Source organism: Flavobacterium sp. CFS9 (assembly GCF_041154745.1).
GTDB lineage: Bacteria > Bacteroidota > Bacteroidia > Flavobacteriales > Flavobacteriaceae > Flavobacterium.
Genome location: NZ_AP031573.1, coordinates 3,945,455 through 3,966,229, shown reverse-complemented (window position 1 = coordinate 3,966,229; position 20,775 = coordinate 3,945,455). Strand labels below are relative to the sequence as shown.

The following is a 20,775-nucleotide window of genomic DNA, read 5'->3' as shown; positions in this document are numbered from 1 at the left end:
TTAAAAACGATTCTATTTTATTTTATATTTGAATAAAATAGAATCGTTTTTTATGGAAGAATACGGAAAGATATTGATTATTGCCACGCCGATTTTTTTAGTATTAATTATAATCGAAAAATTATACGGCATTTATAAAAAGAACGACACCGCTCCTTTAATAGACAGCGTATCGAGTATCAGCTCCGGAATTACCAATTCAGTCAAGGACGTCCTGGGATTGAGTCTTACTTTCATTTCGTATGAATGGCTGGTTTCTAAAATTGCGCTTTATCATTTGGAAGCCAACGTGCTTTCGTATTGTATTGCCTTTTTTGTCATTGATTTTTACGGCTATTGGAGTCATCGATGGGCGCATCAGATTAATCTTTTCTGGAACAAACATGCCATACACCACAGCAGCGAAGAATTTAACCTTGCGTGTGCATTGCGCCAGCCTATCGCGAGTCTGGTTAATTTGTTTACCTTTTTACTGATTCCGGCTGCATTGTTAGGAGTTCCGGCTTCAGTAATAGCCATTACCCTTCCGCTTCATTTGTTTCTACAGTTTTGGTACCATACCAAACACATCAATAAAATGGGCTTTCTGGAACACATCATCGTTACGCCTTCACACCATCGCGTACATCATGCCATAAATCCTGAATATTTAGATAAAAACCATTCTCAGATTTTTATTTTCTGGGACAAACTTTTTGGTACTTTTCAAGCTGAATTAGACGATGTCCCTCCTGTTTTTGGCATTACAAGACCGGCACAAACCTGGAACCCTATCCGAATTAATTTTCAGCATTTAACTTTACTGATTAAGGACGCCTGGCGTGCCGAAAACTGGAAAGATAAACTCACGATCTGGTTTAAACCCACCGGCTGGAGACCTGAAAATTTTGAAGAAAAATATCCGGTAACCAAAATTGAAAATGTATTTGCCTTTAATAAATATGGCACTCAAAATTCTCAAAAATTAATTTACTGGTCGGTAACTCAAATGTTGATCACGCTATTGTTTGTGACCTATTTATTTGATAATGTTGCCAAAATCGGATTGCCCAATATCTTCCTCTACGGCTTTTTTATTCTGATTACCATTTACAGTTACAGTGAGTTAATGGACAAAAGCAAATATGCCATTTTTTGGGAAGGTTTGCGCTTTAGTATTGCCATTGGTATTATCATGTACTATGGAGACTGGTTTGGCTTAAACCAGGTTATCCCCTTTAGCAATCCTGTTATTTTAACCTATTTAACCTTATCATTTTTAATTACAATTTACTTTGTAAGTATTGATTTTAAAAACTACCAAACTCAACCTGTTAATTCATAAATCGATTATGAGAAATCACTACATCTTTAAATCCTTTATTGCTGTCAGCATTCTATATCTAATTATTTTGTTTCTGGAATACCAAAATTTGGACTTGTTTCTAAAACCTGTTTTGGTACCTCTATTGGGATTCGGAGTTTATTTTAATGGAAAGTTTCCGTCAAAAAATATCCTTTTGGGAGCATTATTGTTTTCCTGGCTGGGTGATGTCATCCTGCTTTTTGCTGATATTGGTGAGATTTACTTTATTTTAGGGTTGCTTTTTTTCTTAATTGCTCACCTGATGTATTGCGTTCTCTTCAACAAACAGACAAAAAGAAATACTCACATCAATAAAGTTCTTTTTGCAATTGGCAGTCTGTTCATCGCTTTTTATTTAGTTGGTATGATTATATTTTTGATGCCTAATCTGGGTGAATTAAAAATCCCAGTAATCATTTATGCAGCCGTAATTTCGACCATGTTACTGTTTGCTTTTAACGGTAGTCTGACCTGGAAAAAAGCAGGCAGTCTTTATGTTTTAGCAGGAGCTGTTTCATTTGTTATTTCTGATAGTATTCTGGCTTTCAATAAATTTCATGCTCCTATCGAAAAAAGTTCCTTTTTTATAATGCTTACCTATCTTGTGGCACAATATCTGATTGTAATTGGTATTTTAAAACTAAATACTAAAAAAGCAGATTAACTCGCAGAATGTAGTCATAGAACAGATTTATCCCGTAAATCTTTAAATCCACATCATCTGTAGTAAAAACGCTTTACATTTGTAGGACCAACATTAATAAACCATGAAAAAAATAGCCCTTTTTATTGTTCTCGTCATCAGCGCAACATCTTGTATAAGCACAAAATCGACTTTAAAAAATGTAGATGACAATGCTCCTGATCTTGTTTTAAAGAAAGACAATACATTCTCCATTACACTTTTCAGCAACGATAAAAAATACGGTTACGACCCTGATTATCCAGTAAACCTCTTTTTCCAGAATACCCGAAATGAAGCTCTAAACGAAACTCGTTTTTTAAACGCTTTAGCAGGTCCAAATGGTGAAAAAATAACCTATACCCGCTTAGAAACCTGCTGTCCTTTTCCAACCAAAAGAAGCGACATGGGTGCCGGATTCCTGAATGTATATGAACTGAAATGGGACGGGCAAAAGAAACCTGTAAAACTCTACCTGAACATTTATGAAAAAGGTATTTTAATGGTTCCAATGGGATTGCGTTTGAAGAGCAATTAAAGAATAAAATTACACTCCAGAATTATAATATGTTAGAAAGTATACCTTTAATTTTACTTATTCTTCCATTACTTTTTCAAATTATAGCTGGTCGAAAAGCAATTGGTGAAACTATATCTTTAAAATTCGGAACAGTTTGTCTAATTAGTCTCATCGTACAAATAATAGTACCTGTTATTTCCTTTTACATTGCCACGTATAATGCTAATCAATATATCAAACAAAATCCAAATTCACTTCGATGCGGAATGGAGTTTGTTGGACTTTTTATGTTCACGCTTATTTTTACGTTTGTTCTGATAGTGGTTATGATCATCCAGTACTTCATGAAACGATCTTACGAAAAGTAATTTTTTCATGATACTGCTAATTTGCAAGCAACATGATAAATATCATTTATTATCTTTTTATAACGTCTTAATATTGCCCTTCATCTTAAACATTTACGATTTTGCATGAAGTCTTACATTGGTATCAAAGAAATAACCCGGATTTCAACAAAAACACACAGCGATAACCCGATTAGCTTCTTAAAAAAAACATAAATCTTCATCTGCTATTCATAAATCATAACTACCTTTGCACTGTCAAAAAAACATACTATGAACATACAACATATTCCACAAATTAAGCATACTGAAAGCGGCAACTTCTTTTTATTGGCAGGACCTTGCGCTATTGAAGGAGAAGAAATGGCTCTTAGAATTGCAGAAAAATTAGTTGGTATTACCGACAATCTTCAGATTCCTTATGTATTTAAAGGATCTTTCAAAAAAGCCAACCGTTCCAGAATCGATAGTTTCTCAGGAATTGGTGACGAAAAAGCATTAAAAATATTGCGAAAAGTTTCAGAGACTTTTAACGTTCCAACCGTAACCGACATTCATACCAATGAAGATGCTGCAATGGCGGCACAATACGTTGACGTTCTGCAGATTCCGGCCTTTCTGGTTCGCCAGACTGATTTGGTGGTAGCTGCTGCAAATACAGGAAAGACAGTAAACCTGAAAAAAGGGCAATTCATGAGTCCGGAAAGTATGAAACATGCAGTACAAAAAGTACTGGATTGTAACAACCAAAATGTTATGGTTACAGATCGTGGTACTATGTTTGGCTATCAGGATATGATTGTTGATTACAGAGGAATTCCTACTATGCAGCAATACGCTACTACGGTTTTGGATGTGACACACTCGTTACAACAACCTAACCAGACCGCAGGTGTTACAGGCGGAAGACCGGACATGATTGAAACAGTTGCCAAAGCAGGTATTGCTGTTGGTGTTGACGGTATCTTTATCGAAACTCATTTTGACCCTGCTAATGCAAAAAGTGATGGTGCTAATATGCTTCATTTAGACTATTTCGAAGGTTTAATGACTAAATTGGTAGCCATCAGAAAAACGGTTAACTCATTTTAATTTCTTAATACCAATTCATTGAAAACAACTATTTTATGCTTCTTTCTGCTGTGTTTTTCAGCAAACACTTTTGCACAGGAAGAAGTTACAGTACAAAGATATACCGCCCATAACAAAGGGAAATTCTTTATTTCCTGGGGAGGAAACAGAGACACTTACAGCAGATCGGATGTGAATTTCAGAGGGAAAGATTACAACTTTACGGTTGAAAATATGAAAGCTCATGATAAACCAAAAGGATGGCATATCGATTATATCAATCCGGTAAACATGACGATTCCGCAAACTAACTTTAGAATGGGATATTTCGTTAGCGACCATTACAGTGTTTCTGTTGGCTGGGACCACATGAAGTACGTAATGAGCCAAAATCAAACCGCTAATGTTAATGGTTATATTAATTTACCTGCTGATCAACCGGGATCTATTTACAACGGTGTTTACAACAACAGACCTGTAGATATGTCTCAGGGTGGTGCTCAGGAAGGCGGTTTCGGAAAAGGCGAAATCCAGCAAAACGGTCCTGCTTTCTTAATGTACGAACATACAGACGGTTTGAACTATGTTAACACTGAGGTTTCCAGACATGATGATATTTCAAAATGGTTCGGAATAAGAAATACGGATAAGATTCAGATTAATTTAACTGAAGGGTTAGGTGCAGGACTTTTATACCCTAAAACAAACACCACTCTTTTAGGAAAACAGCGTCATGATGATTTTCATATTTCAGGATATGGTTTATCCGCCAAAGCAGGAATCAACATCACTTTCTTCAAATATTTTTACATACAAGAAGAATTTAAAGGAGGTTATATCAACATGCAGGATATCAGAACCTCACAAAACACCGAAGACAGAGCTTCACAGAATTTTTTCTTTTTTCAGAAAATCATTGCTGTCGGAGGAATATTCAGAATCTAATATTTCTTAAAATTATACTTAAAAATAGTTATCATTTTGGTAACTATTTTTTTTTGACCTTTATTTGTCACGCTAATTTGAAGGTTTCGAGTTTCAAGTTTCAAGTTTCAGGTTTCAGGTTTCACATCTCACATTTTACATCTCACATTTCACCTTCACAAAATGAAAAAATCAAAATATCTCTTTCCGGTTATTACCTTCTTACTTAGTTTTGGCTGTGCTTTATTTGTTGCCCTGAAGGTTTTTCCTAACAACCCGTTTTCCCATACCAAAACAAAGGAAGAAGCGACTTTACAAACTAAAATTCAGGATGGGGATATAATTTTTCAAACCTCTCAATCTCCACAATGTGAAGCCGTAAGAATTGCTACAAACTCCAAATTTTCTCACTGCGGTATTATTTACGATATCAACGGAAAATGGTTTGTTTTTGAAGCAGTTCAACCCGTAAAACTTACTCCTTTTGACGAATGGATTCAGCATGGAAAAGATTCTAAATATCTTGTAAAGCGATTAAAAAACTCAGATAAAGTTTTAACTCCTGCTGTTCTTCAAAAAATGAAGGCCTACAGCCAGCAATTTGACGGAAAAGAATACGATGCTTTTTTTGAGTGGAGTGATACCCGAATTTACTGCTCTGAACTGATTTGGAAAATTTATAAAAATGTCACAAACATCGAATTATCAAAACTGAAACAGTTGAAGGATTTTAATTTAACCGATCAAAGAGTACAAAAAATAATCAGGGAAAGATACGGAAATAACATTCCGCTCGACGAAAAAGTGGTCGCACCTGTTGATTTGGCTAATTCTGACCTCCTAAAAACGGTTATTGACACCTACTAAAAGCCTTTTTTTGTCAGTATCGACGAATAAAACGAAAATACTTCGTTTCTAAAAACTTACATTTTTAGACCTATGACAACTCTTCAACGTATTAAATTGTTTTTAAACGAATATTCAACAAAATAGTTAAAATAAAAACATAAATCTAATTTTTTAATACTATTTTAGCAGTGTAAATTTTAAATTAGGTTTAGACTATGTTCGATAGCACACCTAAATATTCCCAAAATAATCTGCATTTTTTCTCGCAGTTTGAAGATTTTTTTGATTCTTCACCCGATTTATTGTGTATTGCCGGTTTTGATGGATATTTTAAAAGAATAAATCCTTCCATGTCTAAGTTATTGGGCTATACGGAAGAAGAAATACTCTCAAGACCCATAAACGATTTTATTCTTGAAGCCGATAAACTGAGTACGACAAATGCTCGCAAAGAACTTACTCAGGATATTGGTTTGTACAATTTTGAAAATCGATATGTGACTAAAAGTGGTGGTATCGTTTGGCTTTTATGGAGTTCTTTTCCGGTTCCCAAAGACAGACTAGTTTATGCCGTTGCCAAAAACATTACTTTTAGAAAAGAGCTGGAACAGGAAAGAAATCTTCACTTGGCAGAACTCACCAAACTCAACAAAGAACTCAGACAGCTTACTTATACTACAGCACACGATTTAAGGTCTCCTGTAAACAATATACTTGCAGTTTTTGATCTACTGGACAAATCTACTATTACAGATCCTGAAACGATCGAATTCATCTCAATTATTGAAACTTCTACTCAGAGTTTAAAGAAAACACTAATTGATCATGTGGCACTTCTGGATAAAAAAAATGAAGAAGACGATCAGTTGGAAGTTCTGAATTTTGAAGCTGTGCTGAAAGAAGTTTTAGACTCCATTAATTCTTTAGTTCATAATTCGAAAGCAAAAATTTCAATTGATTTCTCAGGGGCAGAAACAATTCTTTTCAACAAAACCTCCTTAAAAAGTATATTCCTGAATCTGATTACCAATTCGATTAAGTATTCAAAACCCGGTTTTTTGCCATTTATCAGTTTTCATTCCCTTAATATTAACGGAACCACACAGCTGATTATTTCGGATAATGGAATTGGTTTTGATATGGAAAAAGTAAAAGACAAAATTTTTGGATTACATCAGACATTTAACTCAAACAAAGACAGTAACGGAATCGGACTCTATCTGGTTTATAATCATGTAACGAATCTTGGCGGTCATATTGACGTGGAAAGTAATCCCAACAAAGGGGCAAAATTTACGATCACGTTTAAAAGTTAATCACATAAATTTCTAAATAAAAAAAATCCAAATTCCAATAAGGTAAGCCCTATTGGAATTTGGATTTTGAATTTGATTTTTGCAATTTAGTTTGCAGCCGGAAGAACAATTCCACCCTGATCCATTAAATACATCAAAGTAGTCATGGTTGCAGCTCCAAGCTCCAGTTCTCTTTTGTTAATAGCATTAAACTTATCGTTTGCCGCGTGGTGATAATCAAAATAACGTTGTGAATCCGGTTTTAAACCTGCTTTTACAATCGATTTAGAGGTTAAATGATTGATATCTGATCCTGCATGTCCAATAGTAAAACTATGCACCAAATAAGGCTCAAAAAGGTCTTTAAATCCGGCTATTTTCTTGAAATTAGCATCATCTGCTTCAATTGAGAATCCTCTTGGAGAAAATCCACCGGAATCGCTCTCTAACGCAAAAATATGATTCTCGTTCTTTTGTTTTGAAACTTCTTCATACTTAGCTCCACCTTTTCCGCCATTCTCTTCATTCATAAAAAGAACAACACGAATGGTATTTTTAGGCTTATAGTTTAAGTTTTTCAAAATTCGAACCACTTCCATACTTTGAACCACTCCTGCTCCATCGTCGTGTGAACCATCGGCTAAATCCCAGGAATCTAAATGCCCGCCGACAACCATAATATTGCCAGGATTTTCTGTTCCGGTCATTTCTCCAATTACGTTATACGATAAAACATCCGGCAAAGTCTCACAGGATTGTTTGAAATAAAATTTCAACGACGGATTTACTTTTAAAGATTTACTCAACAACTCCGCTCCGTTTGTACTGATTGCCGCAGTTGGAATATATTGCTCTTTTGGCAAGTCACCATAACTTTGGGCTCCTGTATGCGGGAAATCGTCTAAACGCAGGTTCATCGAACGCACAATTGTTCCGACAGCTCCTAATTTTGCTGCTTCTTTTGCACCGGCATATCTTTGATCTACACAGGCTCCGTAAGATTTAAAGGTTTCGATATTTTCCGGATCCATTGGTCTGTTGTAGAACACAATTTTACCTTTTACTTTATCACCTAACTCAGCCAGTTCTTTAATTCCTTTTACTTCAATTACCTCAGCTGTAAGTCCCGTTTTAGGGGTAGCAACTGATCCTCCTAAAGCACAAATTGGCACTACCGTTTTCTTTTTATTATCTAAAATATAAGCGGTTTCTTTTTCGCCGCGCACCCAATGCGGAACCATTACTTCCTGTAGATAAACTTTGTCAAGACCAAGGGTTTCTAATTGTCTTTTCGTGTACTGCACTGCTTTTTCGGCACTTGCAGAACCTGACAAACGGCTTCCGATGTCGTTAGACAAATATTCTAACCAGGTATAACATTTAGACTCGGTCAGGGCCTTTTTATAAAATAATTTAATGTTTTTCTCATCATTTGACTGCGCAAAAGATGTTAATCCGTTTAAAACTAATGCAGTTAACAGAATTGTTTTTTTCATAGGTGGTATAGCATTTTTTTGGTTGTTAAACAAAGGAACAAAATTCTTTAGAACTGCTAGTATTTTTATGTAACGATTTCGAAAAAAATAACACACAGAAACATAGACTCCCAATATAAAAAAAGCTACAAAAGAAATAGGGCTATTTCAGTGCAGTGGAACGCCTTTTTTACAGATACGGAACCTATGCTACTCTATGTGTCAAAACAAATTAAAACTGACGAAGCAAAATGAGAATTATTTTACTTCTAATAGTTCATTCTTTGCCCCAATTCCGTTTTCATTAAAGGCTTCAATTGTAAAATAATAAGCGGTTCCATTATCCAGGCCTCTAAAATCATACGAACTTTCGTCGTAAACCATAATGCTGTTATACAATTTATCCGGTGCAATTCCGTAATAAATATTGTAACCGGTAGCGTTCGCCTGTTTTTTCCAGGAAATCATAGCGTTTCTTGCATCAGCAGTATTTCTGTCTACTTTAAAATCAAGAACTTGTTGCGGTTTTTCTGTCAATCCGTTTCCAAATACTCTGAAATCTGAAATCGCAAACAATCCGGAGGCATTATGAACGTTGACCATTTTAATGTAACGTGCTTTTATTGCTTTCGTCAGCTCGACATAATCATGCGGAACGTCCTTTGCATTTTTAGATTTATCAACTACCAATTTCCAGTTTACAGCGTCATCTGACATGAAGATTTTATACTGATAATAAATGTCCATTGCCTTATTGAACTGTGTTGCTTTATGATCGGCATAGTTGATTTGAAGGGCATTAATCTGCATTTGTCTGCCTAAATCAAGTTGTAACCATTCCCCCGGATCAGCTGTTTTTGCAGACCAGTAAGTTTGAATGTTTTCATCGGTTAAATTCACAGCTCCGTAACAAAACCTCTCGTATACTTTTTTGCCTCCATTATCCATCCTGTGGGTTTCTACTTCCATACATTCTTCTGAAGAGGAAACGATGACAGGCTTTTTATACGAAAGCAGCATCCAGCCGGAAGAAGCTCCTTTTTCCTGATTGCGTTTTTTGGTGGGAAGAACGATTGGAAAATCACCATAAGAAGTAATCGAATACATCACATCGTCTTTATCAAATCCGGCAGGAAATAGGTCAATGCGACGTTCGAAACGATCTTTGATAGAAATTTTACAGGTTCCGGTATTCCAGTAATTGCCGTAATTATCTGCAAAAGTGTTTCCGTGTCCTGCTCCAATTACAAATCCTCCCGGCTTGTATGACATCGGATTGTGTTTTTGATAGGTGAAGGGACCTAACGGGCTGTTCCCAACATGAACCCCATTGGCATAACCTTTAAATTCGGTAGCAGGAGCTCCGTATTGCATGTAGTATTTACCATTGTGTTTGGTCATCCAGGCTCCTTCTATAAAATTGCCCCAAGGTGCCGGTTCCATATCATTATTAGGACCAAAACGCTCCCAGCCATGATTGGCCGGATCTAAACCAGCAACTTCTTTGATTTCTCCATAAGCACGCTGAATGTCTTCTACTTCGGTGGCTTTGTACAGTTTTTCGTAAGCTGCCTGATTTCCTTTCGGAAGCCAGGTGTTATAATCTACTTCTACGCCTACAAGTGGTAATTTTCCACTTGAACCATAATACATGTACACTTTTTTATCATCGTCCTGAAAAATGGCAGGATCCCAGGTTGGCAGCATCGCTTTATCTACATGTCGCAGCCATTGTCCCGATTTTGGGTCGGCAGTTTTCCAGATGGGATGATCTCTTTTCCAGGTAGACCCTACATAAAATAAGGTATCATTGACTACCCAGGCGGCTGGTGCGCATTGGTCGTCATCGGCGGGTTTGCGTTGAAAACTTCCGTATACAAATTTCCAGTCTGACATGTCTTTACTCCAAAAATAACCCGCCTGATTGGTCGCAAACAAGTAGTATTCGCCTTTGAAGGTAATAATTACCGGATCGGCACTGGAACGTCGGGATTCCGGAATACCATTGTGATTTTCAGTAGTATAATTGTATCCAATATTGATTGGATTACAGTAGGTTGTTGCTTTTTTATTGGGGTCAAACCATTCTGTTTTACCGGGAATTTTAGTGTTTTGTGCGAGTATTGTATTGCTTACTCCAACAAGCATCAGCATAACAGCTACTACATATCTTTTTTTCATAGGATGATTTTTATATAAAAGATTTTCTCCAAAAAAGAGAAAATACAGTTTTGGAAGGTCTATTTTTTCTGTTTTATCCTTTGTTCTAACAACTCAGGTTCATTGGTCGTGATGTAATTGAATTTATGATCAATTATCCAGTCCATATCGGCCGCTTCGTTTACTGTCCAGGCATTTAAAATAACTTTATACTCTTTGGCTTCTTTGATCCATTCCGGATGCTTCTTAAATACTGAATAATGATAATCAACACCGTTGATACGATCTGCTTTAACTTCTTTTGGAGATTTGTTTCCTTCAAGATACTGCAAACTTGCTTTGGTATCGACTTCTCTGATTTGCTTCAGCATTTCGTAATCAAAACTAATGTAGCAGGTATTTTTAGCTGCTTTAAGTTTTTGAATTGTTTCTACGGTTCTCAATGCCGTTTTTCTTCCTCTTTCTTTACTTATTTCCGAAGGTTTTATTTCGCAAACCAAAAGTGTACGTTTATTATTTCTCCTACCTTCAGCAATATACTCGTACAAGGTTGGAAGCTTCTCTCCGTTTGAAAGTGTAAACTTTATAAGATCGGCATAATTGGTTTCCTCAATCAGCAATTTGTTATAATGTGCATCATGATTGATTACAAGTGAATCATCGGCTGTTCTCCATACGTCAAACTCTGAACCGGGAAGTTTTAAGTCGATGGCATGTCTTAAAGCGGCTATAGAATTTTCAGGGAGATTGTTCTTTTTCCATGCTCCGCGATGTGCCACTATTGCATTTTCTTTCACACAGCAGGACTGAAAAGCAATTGTTATTGTTAAAAGTAATGATATCCGAAGTGCTTTAGTAGTATTCATTATTTTGATTTTATGGTTTAAAACCTATATCGTAAACTTCATTGACTGTCCCGATATCCAAAAGGACTATTGATTCATCTGCTTGGTAAGATCGTAACTTCCTTTGTACATCTGATATTTTAAGTTTTGATTCGTGCAAACTAATACAATATTTAGTATTTGTAAGAAATAACTTGTTTTAATAATGCTTTTTGCTTACTATTGTAGTATTATTAATCTTAAAATTAAAAAAAAACATGAAAGAGCAAGAAAATTCAGGAACCTATCCTGTTAAAACTGATGGCAACGATGGTGCAGCTATAAATGCCGTTTTTTCCAAATTAGTAAATACTACCCAATCAACATTTGACCCTCTGACCTATGATGGCAAAAACTATAACTTTATTTTTGATGGTGCTAAAACATACCTACAGTTTGTCATGCAACTTCAAAATAGCGAAGGCCATACAATTCACATTACCTATAGATACGATTCCGATAGCGGACTATGGAATCAGGATGATAATCCAAAATACCCTGTGTACAATGATCAAGTTTATAATTCTAATAATGTGAATTTTATATCTTAATTTTAGAAATATGTTGAAAATAGCTGTATGATTGAAGGAAATAATTCAAAAAATCAGTCTCATTATGCCATTGACAATATAAATTGGAAATAGTGATAAATAGCTTTAAAAAAAGCCCTTCACTAACCAATACGAAGGGCTAATTACTAATCAATAAACCAACTTAATTAGTTAATACAAAACTAACTTTCTTTTCGGCATTTGAATTTCCACCAACGAAAACATCAAACTGTCCAGGTTCTGCCACAAATTGTAAAGCAGAGTTATAAAATTTTAAATCTTCAACAGTGATCTCGAATGTCACGGTTTGTTTTTCTCCTTTTTTAAGAGTTATTTTTTGGAAATTTTTAAGTTCTCTTACAGGTCTTGTAACTGATCCTACTACATCTCTGATATACAATTGAACCGTTTCTTTTCCATCATATTTTCCTGTATTAGCCACATCTACCGTTACTTTTAGCTTTTCGCCTGAGTTCATTTTATCAGATGAAATTTTCAGGTTTGAATACTCAAAAGTGGTATAACTTAACCCAAAACCAAATGGAAACAATGGCTCGTTTCTTTCGTCAATATAGTTCGACCTGAACTTTTCGAATTTACCTTCTGTGTTAACCAGAGGTCTTCCTGTATTTTTATGCGCATAATAAATTGGCAGCTGACCAACACTTCTTGGGAAGGTTGATGTTAGTTTTCCTGAAGGGTTTACATCTCCAAACAAAACATCAGCAATAGCATAACCTGCTTCTGTACCTGCGAACCAAACATTTAAAATAGCCGGAACAGTTTCGTTCTCTTCTTTAATTACTAACGGACGACCGTCAAACAATACTAAAACAACCGATTTTCCTGTTTTTAGTAAGGCGTTTAATAAATCTTTTTGAGCTTGTGGAATTTCCAGATTGGTACGACTGCTTGATTCACCGCTCATCTCTGCAGATTCTCCAAGTGCCGCAACAATTACGTCTGACTGATTGGCTACTTTTAAAGCTTCTGCCAGTAATTCTTCTTTTGAACGTCCATCACGGTGCAACGTTTTACCAAACATGGTAGCTTTGGTTTCAAACTCCTCATCGTAATCTAAGTTGCTTCCTTTTGCATACAATACTTTTGTTGATGCTCCCGCCACTTCTTTGATTCCTGCTAAAAGTGAGATTGCATTTTCCATTCTTGTCGCTACACTCCAGGTTCCCGGCATGTTTTCTTTGGCATCTGCCAAGGGGCCGATTAAAGCAATTGTTCCTGATTTTTTAAGTGGCAACAATTGATTTTGGTTTTTCAACAACACCAATGATTGTGCTGCTGTCGAACGTGCTTCTTTTCTGCTGTTTGCAGTAAAAATTTCTGTTTTTGCTCTATTAGCATCACAATATTTATAAGGATCGCTAAACAAACCTAAATCGTATTTTGCTTCCAGAATAAGTTTAACGGCATTATCGATCGTTTCGATCGTCACTTTTTTCTCGTCTAACGATTTTTTCAAAGTTCCTAAGAAACCTTCACCCACCATATCCATTTCGACACCTGCATTTAACGACAATGCCGAAACAGTCTGTAAATCTCCCATTCCGTGCTCGATCATTTCAGGAATTCCTGTAAAATCGGTAACTACGAAACCTTTAAAGCCCCATTGCTTTCTTAAAACATCTGTCATCAGCCATTTGTTTCCAGTTGCTGGAATTCCGTCAATTTCATTGAAAGAGGCCATTACAGAACCTACACCTGCATCAACAGCTGCTTTGTATGGAGGAAAATAATCGTTGAACATTCGGATATGACTCATATCAACCGTGTTGTAATCACGACCTGCTTCCGGCGCTCCGTATAAAGCAAAGTGTTTTACACAGGCCATAATTGAATTGTTTTTAGAAAGATCATTTTGCTGGTAACCGTTTACCATTGCTTTTGCGATCTGGCTTCCCAAATACGGATCTTCTCCTGAACCTTCAGAAACTCTTCCCCAACGCGGATCACGCGAAACGTCAACCATTGGAGAAAATGTCCAGTTGATTCCGTCAGCACTTGCTTCCTGAGCTGCAATTCTGGCACTTCTTTCGATCAGATTCATGTCCCAGGTACAAGACAATCCTAATGGAATTGGGAAAGTAGTTTCGTAACCGTGAATTACGTCCATTCCGAAAATCAACGGAATTTTCAGACGGCTTTTTTCCACCGCTATTCTTTGTACTTCTCTAATTTTTTGAACCGATTTAATATTGAACAAACCTCCAACTTTACCTTCAGCAATTTTTTTCGCCACATCAGAGCTGTTTGCCTGCCCTGTAGTAATATCTCCGGAGGTTGGCAAATTAAGCTGCCCTAATTTTTCGTCCAGTGTCATCTTTGACAATAACTCTGCTACAAACTCCGATTTTGGTTTTATTTTTACTGTATTCTTAGTGTTCTTTTTCTGAGCATAACCCAGAACAGCACATCCTAAAAACAGTAAGACTAATTTGTTCTTCATTCTAATGTATTTATTTGTTTGTGTTCGTTTTTATTGCTTTAAATATCTGGCAGTAAACTGCTATTACTAGAATCCGTATTTTCCGGATTTAAAACCAAGCTTAATCAAACCTTGTTTTACTTCAGGCGCATTCATGAATAATTTCCAAAGCAAACCGGTACGATAATTTTCAATCATTACTACTTCAGGTCCCTGATCAATTGCCAGGTAACGTTTTGCTACCCAATTGTTCTGCAGACTTAACGCATCATAGAATCCTGCCTCTCCAAAAGTTTCTTTTTTATGATTTTCGTATAAATTTCTAATTACAGCGATGGACTCTTTTGGCGTATATACAATTGAACTAATGGCAGCCGTTGGAGAGATAACACCTTTATCGTTGCTTGGCATGTGAGCATCGTATCCAATAGATCCGTCAGGGTTTCTGGAATAAGATGCTGTTAATCCCCAATAATCGGCTCCGTATCCTTTAAATTTCCCCGGGTTTTCAATGCAATACTGGTAATCAATTTTTACCTGATTGACATTCAGATCCCAATAATTGGCATACTTGTCTGTCAGTTGATTCGGATCAAGTCCTACATACGAATAATGTGCCCAGAACAGTGGTCCGCCAAATTCCTCGGCTCCATTATGTTTTAGAATTAGAGGCATATTGTATTTGGTTTTAGCGGAGACTATTCCTCCGCTTCTCGCCCAGCCTTCGTGATATGCTTTTGCATCGATTGCATGCGTTGGTGAAGATGCCGCCATGACATAGGTAATCAAACATTCGTTGTAGCCTTCGAGAGCAAAATTCATTTGCCAGTTGTAAGTTGGCGACCAGTGCCAGTACAACACATTTTTATTATTAGTGTACCACTGCCAGTCTACACCTTTCCAAAGCGCATCGTATTTTTGAGCTACGGCTTTTTCTTTCTCTGAACCGTCTTTTAGATATTCGCGGACGGTAATCATTCCTGCAACCAAAAATGATGTTTCGACTAGATCTCCACCATTATCCTTGGTTCCAAAAGGTTTTACTTTTCCTGTATTTCCATCTATCCAGTGCGACCATGCTCCATGAAAACGATCAGCTTTGCCTAAAAAATCAGCAATTTTGTTCAGTCTTTCAACTCCTTTTTCTCTCGTTACATATCCTTGTGACATTCCGGAAACAATAGCCATCAATCCAAAACCTGAACCACCTGTAGTTACAATATTTGCATCGTTTTCAGGATAAATTTTATCCGGATGGTAACGTTCTCTTGCCAATCCTGAATTTGGCTCAGCATAATCCCAAAAATATTTAAACGTCTCTTTTTGAACCACAGCTAAAAGCTCATCATCTGTTAATTTTACAGTAGACGATGTTTCTTCTTCTGTTTGTTTGCTTTCTTGTCTGTTACAGCTCAAAAAAGTAAAAGCTAATAGTAAAACTGAAATTTTAACCATTATATTTTTTTTAATATCAGTGAATAAAAACCACTTCCTTCAAATAAGGAGAAGGAAGTGATTTTAAAAATTTATTTAGTAACCTCCCGGATTTTGTTGTGAAAGTCCACCCGCTTCTCTTAAGAATGTGGTAGGAATTGGAAATAACTCATGTTTACCAACAATGAACGTTTTTCCGTCGGCAGCCATAGCAGCCTGCGCCTGTCCAGTTCTCACAAGGTCAAACCATCTGTCATGTTCGAAAGCCATTTCTAATCTTCTTTCTTTCCAGATTGCTTTTCTAACATCTGTTTGAGAAGTAAAAGGAGTATCGCCTAAACCTGCTCTTTTACGAATCATATTCACTAAAGGAATTGCTGCTGATGTTTGTCCCAATTCATTCAAAGCTTCCGCCTTCATTAACAATACCTCAGCATATCTTAAATATCTAAGATTGGTATCTGTAAATTCCTGATTATAAAAATCTGAAGAGTAAGCTTTGTAATTGTACATTGGATTTGCTACAGTAGCCGGTACCGGTCTTCCATCGTATAAAACTGAACCTCTGAAAATAATAGTTGCAGCTCTTCTTACGTCACCTGCTTCATAAGCATCTGCTAACCCCTGAGTAGGCGTATTGAAACCCCAACCCCATCCTCCTGCACCACGTGGTGCCTGAGAAACAGAGTAGTTTCCAATTCCAAAACCAGGGCTTGAAGTTGAACCAATTCCATTGATCTCAAAAATAGATTCCGGACCAAATTCTCCTGCTTTTTTATACTGTAACGCATAATCAGCTACTAAAGAATATCCTGTTACTTTATCACAATTCTCAATTACTTTTTGCCAATTTTTTTGATATAAATTCACTTTTGCTAATAAAGCATAAGCAGAACCTTTAGAAACACGGCTTTTGTCTTCTGCTGCATAAGCTGATTTCTCCGGCAAATTTGTAATGGCATCATTCAAATCTTTTTCGATAAATGCGTAAACTTCAGCCGGTGTTTTACGGGTTAACTGCATGATTCTATCCCCTTCTGAACCCGGAATTGGCAAATGATCAATAATTGGAACTCCTCCATAACCTTTTACTAAAGTGAAATACATAAAAGCTCTGAAAAATTTAGCTTCTCCTTCTAATCTTACTTTTAAAGCCGGTGTCACCTTATCCAATTTTGGAAAAATAGCCAAAGCCTGATTACATCTGTTAATTCCCGCATAATGAGCATCCCAGGTAGATTGAAATGAAGGAGTTGAAGCATTATAGGTTAAAGCATCGATAATATCCTTATCTGCTCCGGTGTCTCCGGGATCAGAACCTTTATCAGCATCATCAGAAATGATACTCGTAACAGCATTCCATCCAAAAGAAGACATATCCCATCCTAAAAACTGATTGTAAATTGCGGTTACAAAACCTGAAGCTCCTGCATCGTTATTTACCAGCTCTACATCTGCTGACGGAATTGATTCTGTAGGGCTTACATCTAAAAAATCATCTGCACATCCTGCAAAAAGTAACCCGGACAGTACAAACATTGATATATATATTCTTTTCATGATATTAAAATTTTAAATTAGCACCGATAACAAATGATCTCAATGACGGGTAAGCATCTAACTCAACACCCTGAGTACCTTCAACCAGTTTACCATCACTAACGACATCAGGAGAAAAACCTGAATACTTTTGAGTAATAAACGGATTAATTGCGTTTACATAAATTCTGCAATAGTTAAAGAACAGATCTTCTTTTAATGGCAGTTTGTATCCTAAACTAATGTTGTTGATTCTAAAGTAATCTGCTGATTCCAAAAAGAAAGTAGATGCATAAGGAATCTCATTCGAAGGCGCCGGATTTGAAGCAGTTGTGTTAGTTGGTGTCCAGAAATTACGAGCCATAGAAGCTTCTATATTTTCACCGCCAAAACGCTGTGCTTTTTTTCCATTGTATACTTTTGCTCCTCCTGTTCCGTAACCGTCAACAGAAAAATCAAAGTTTTTATAATTTACTCCCAGAGTAATTCCATACGTTGAAGTTGGTAAAACTGTTCCAACATACTTTTTATCGGTTCTTTCGTTTAATGCTGACTGAACTACTTTATCTCCCACTGCTGTGTAGTATAACATTTTACCATTTGACGGATCAATACCCGCAAACTCGTACATGTAGAAACTTCCTAAAGGCTGTCCAACTGAAGTGTTATCCAATATTTTAGTGTTTTGACCATTCCCTAAACTTCCTCCAATAGTCGGAGCAATTTGGACGTTTTTCAGACTTGTAAGTTCATTTTTATTGTGAGAGTAATTACCCCCTACCCAGTAACTTAAATTATCGCTAATTTTATCATCCCAACGCAAAGCAATTTCATACCCCTTGTTTGATACTTCTCCGATATGTGAATAGGTAGAAATATTGTATCCTGAAGTTGCATAAGGTTTAACATTTAAAATGGTATTGGTTGTTTTTTTGTCATACAAATCAAAAGATCCTTTTAATCTGTTAGCAAACAATTCAAAATCAAATCCTCCTGAAAGTTCTTCTACAATTTCCCATGATAAATTAGGATCGATCTGTGAATTGATCGTTATTCCTGAGCCAAGACCCGGTACATCAACTCCTGAAGTAAAAACCTGAGTGTTTAACGGTATGTTCTGATTTCCTAATCTACCCCATGAACCTCTTAATTTTAATAAATTAAGGGTTTCGATATTGCTTAAAAAACTTTCTTTTGATATAATCCAACCTAAACCAACTGATGGGAATGTTCCCCAACGTTTGTCTTCAGCAAACTGAGACGATCCGTCACGTCTTACAGTACCTGTAAGTAAATATCGGTCCATTAATTTGTACTGGAAACGAGCAAAATAAGAAGCTAATCTTCTTTGATTTAAAGCTTCATCTTTATAGCCGGTTACTGAACTTGCAACATTAATATCTTTTAAAGACCAGTAGTTTGAATTTGGATTTACATTTTTTCTGTCAATCGTTAATTTTTCTCTGGTTCCTTGTACGTTGGCTTCTATACCGGCAGTAACTTCAACATCATGAATTTCTGCAAAAACTTTATTATACGTCAGGTAATTAGATAAATTCCAGTTGAAATATTGATCCCTACCTCTTGTTAAAGTATTTGTATTTAAACTTTTAGTATCGTAACCTGATACTACACGAGTAGGATCTCCTGATAACCAAAGTCCTAAATTATCTACATAATTATACTGTTTGTAAGTAAAAAACTCCCCATTAAACTGAGAGGTGAATTTTAACGATTTGAAAATATCATAATCCAATTTCAAACCTCCTTGTAAAATAACAGTTTCTTGTCTCTCATTTGTAAAATCCAACTGAGCCACAGGATTTGCAACGTTATTAAAAGATGCCCCTGTTTCGGCAACTACTCCATTTGAAACAAACGGTACCCCATATTTTCCATCAGGATAACGTACCGGAACAAGAGGAGATTGTCTGTAAGCATTGGTGAAAGCACTTAAAGGCATTGGAGTATTTTTTATCGTACTCACACTCATGTTCTGAGTTAATCTAACTTTATCTGAAATTTTAAACTCATTATTATTTCGAATTGTAGTTCTACCATAATCAGATCGGTTCAGAATTCCTTTTTCTTCGTAATTTCCAACACTAAAAAAGTACTTTACATTATCTGAAGATCCTGAAATGGCAATATTGTTTTGAGTATAAGACCCAGTTCTTGTAATCTCATCAAACCAATTGGTATTGTAAGGCTGATTGGCAGAAAATCTTCCTTGTGGAAAAGCACCACTATAAGCAATATTACTATAACGAACATACTCGTCACTATTGGCCATTCTCACCTTTTTCAAAGGAGTTCTGATTCCGGCAAAGCTTTCTACATCTACTGTAAGTTTTCCTTTTCCGGATTTAGTGGTGATCATAATTACACCATTTGCACCTCTTGTACCATAAATAGCTAACGAAGAAGCATCTTTTAAAATCTCATACGATGTAATATCATTAGCATTAATGTTATTGATATTCTCCGTTGGCATACCATCTACTACATACAAAGGATTTTTTCCTCCCAAAGCACTACCGGCCCCTCTAATGATTACCGATGGAGTACTTCCGGGTGCATCTGAAGCAGATACCTGAACCCCTGCCGCCTTACCTTGTATGGCCTGAGAAGCATTTAGTACCTTCATTTTTGTAATCTCTTCAGATTTAAGAGAGCTTATTGCTGAAGTATTATCAATTTTCTTTCTTGTTCCGTATCCAATTACAACTACATCTTTTAATACAGTATCACCTGATTCTTTTAAAGTAATAGTCATTGGTGCGGAAGTTGCTGCCACAGAAACAGGTTCAAAACCCAACATCGAGATCTTTAATATCTCCCCCACTTTGGCATTTATGGCAAAATTTCCGTCGAAATCAGCATCAGCAGAAACTCTGGAGTTTGAAGCAGATATAATTGCTCCGGGAACTCCCATTCCATTACTGTCTACTACTTTTCCTTTAATTGCTTGTCCAGACATATAAGCCGGCAATAGCAAAAGCGCTAAAAAGCTAAAAATAAAATTTTTCATACAGTTCGTAATCGTTTAAGTTAGTAGAGCCAAATTAAACAATTACAACGTTGTAGTACATCAAATACCACTACTACATAGCTACATCATTATGTTAAAAAATGATCATAAATCACTAATTACCAACAAAATAAATGTTAAATATTTTTTCTTAACATAACGTTATGATGTAGTAATGATGTATTAGAATTATACAATAAAAGAAGTGGAAAAATATAAGATATT

General features: G+C 36.1%; 15 protein-coding genes. 8 read left to right on the top strand and 7 right to left on the bottom strand.

The genetic code is table 11. The features are described 5' to 3' along the window. The first annotated feature begins 52 nt into the window (after positions 1-52). From ACAM30_RS16700 to ACAM30_RS16670, 7 genes are all read left to right on the top strand, one after another. Positions 53-1,324, top strand: coding sequence for a sterol desaturase family protein (locus tag ACAM30_RS16700; protein ID WP_369615713.1), 1,272 nt, complete (start codon positions 53-55; stop codon positions 1,322-1,324). Between the two features lie 7 nt (positions 1,325-1,331). Next, positions 1,332-2,009, top strand: a complete 678-nt coding sequence (locus tag ACAM30_RS16695; protein ID WP_369615712.1) for a lysoplasmalogenase — start codon at positions 1,332-1,334, stop codon at positions 2,007-2,009. Between the two features lie 103 nt (positions 2,010-2,112). Further along, on the top strand, positions 2,113-2,565 hold the full coding sequence (locus tag ACAM30_RS16690; RefSeq protein WP_369615711.1) for a 2-dehydro-3-deoxyphosphooctonate aldolase: 453 nt from the start codon (positions 2,113-2,115) through the stop codon (positions 2,563-2,565). 602 nt (positions 2,566-3,167) lie between these two features. Then, entirely contained in the window at positions 3,168-3,986 is an 819-nt protein-coding gene (kdsA, locus tag ACAM30_RS16685) for a 3-deoxy-8-phosphooctulonate synthase (RefSeq protein ID WP_369615710.1), read from the top strand. Positions 3,987-4,004: 18 nt separating this feature from the next. Next, positions 4,005-4,910: a hypothetical protein gene (locus ACAM30_RS16680; protein WP_369615709.1), complete on the top strand. Its 906-nt coding sequence runs from the start codon at positions 4,005-4,007 to the stop codon at positions 4,908-4,910. A 162-nt stretch (positions 4,911-5,072) separates the two neighbouring features. Next, positions 5,073-5,756 carry a YiiX family permuted papain-like enzyme gene (locus ACAM30_RS16675; protein ID WP_369615708.1) on the top strand — a complete coding sequence of 228 codons (684 nt, stop codon included), beginning with the start codon at positions 5,073-5,075 and terminating at the stop codon, positions 5,754-5,756. Between the two features lie 197 nt (positions 5,757-5,953). Further along, on the top strand, positions 5,954-7,054 hold the full coding sequence (locus ACAM30_RS16670; protein WP_369615707.1) for an ATP-binding protein: 1,101 nt from the start codon (positions 5,954-5,956) through the stop codon (positions 7,052-7,054). An 86-nt stretch (positions 7,055-7,140) separates the two neighbouring features. Here ACAM30_RS16670 and ACAM30_RS16665 read toward each other — a convergent pair whose 3' ends face one another. From ACAM30_RS16665 to ACAM30_RS16655, 3 genes are all read right to left on the bottom strand, one after another. Further along, positions 7,141-8,529 carry a M20/M25/M40 family metallo-hydrolase gene (locus ACAM30_RS16665; RefSeq protein WP_369615706.1) on the bottom strand — a complete coding sequence of 463 codons (1,389 nt, stop codon included), beginning with the start codon at positions 8,527-8,529 and terminating at the stop codon, positions 7,141-7,143. Between the two features lie 237 nt (positions 8,530-8,766). Further along, a complete protein-coding gene (locus ACAM30_RS16660; RefSeq protein ID WP_369615705.1) occupies positions 8,767-10,689 on the bottom strand; it encodes a family 43 glycosylhydrolase in 1,923 nt (640 codons plus the stop codon). 59 nt (positions 10,690-10,748) lie between these two features. After that, positions 10,749-11,534: a glycerophosphodiester phosphodiesterase family protein gene (locus tag ACAM30_RS16655; protein ID WP_369615704.1), complete on the bottom strand. Its 786-nt coding sequence runs from the start codon at positions 11,532-11,534 to the stop codon at positions 10,749-10,751. Positions 11,535-11,770: 236 nt separating this feature from the next. Between ACAM30_RS16655 and ACAM30_RS16650 the strand changes: the two genes are divergently transcribed. Further along, positions 11,771-12,103, top strand: a complete 333-nt coding sequence (locus ACAM30_RS16650) for a hypothetical protein (protein WP_369615703.1) — start codon at positions 11,771-11,773, stop codon at positions 12,101-12,103. 163 nt (positions 12,104-12,266) lie between these two features. Here ACAM30_RS16650 and bglX read toward each other — a convergent pair whose 3' ends face one another. The 4 genes from bglX to ACAM30_RS16630 form a co-directional block, all read right to left on the bottom strand. Beyond that, positions 12,267-14,567 (bottom strand): beta-glucosidase BglX, encoded by a 2,301-nt coding sequence (gene bglX, locus ACAM30_RS16645; protein ID WP_369615702.1) that lies wholly within the window; start codon positions 14,565-14,567, stop codon positions 12,267-12,269. 66 nt (positions 14,568-14,633) lie between these two features. Further along, positions 14,634-16,001: a glucoamylase family protein gene (locus tag ACAM30_RS16640; RefSeq protein ID WP_369615701.1), complete on the bottom strand. Its 1,368-nt coding sequence runs from the start codon at positions 15,999-16,001 to the stop codon at positions 14,634-14,636. Positions 16,002-16,076: 75 nt separating this feature from the next. Beyond that, positions 16,077-17,540: a RagB/SusD family nutrient uptake outer membrane protein gene (locus ACAM30_RS16635; protein WP_369615700.1), complete on the bottom strand. Its 1,464-nt coding sequence runs from the start codon at positions 17,538-17,540 to the stop codon at positions 16,077-16,079. Positions 17,541-17,544: 4 nt separating this feature from the next. Next, positions 17,545-20,550, bottom strand: coding sequence for a SusC/RagA family TonB-linked outer membrane protein (locus ACAM30_RS16630; protein WP_369615699.1), 3,006 nt, complete (start codon positions 20,548-20,550; stop codon positions 17,545-17,547). Between the last annotated feature and the right edge of the window lie 225 nt (positions 20,551-20,775).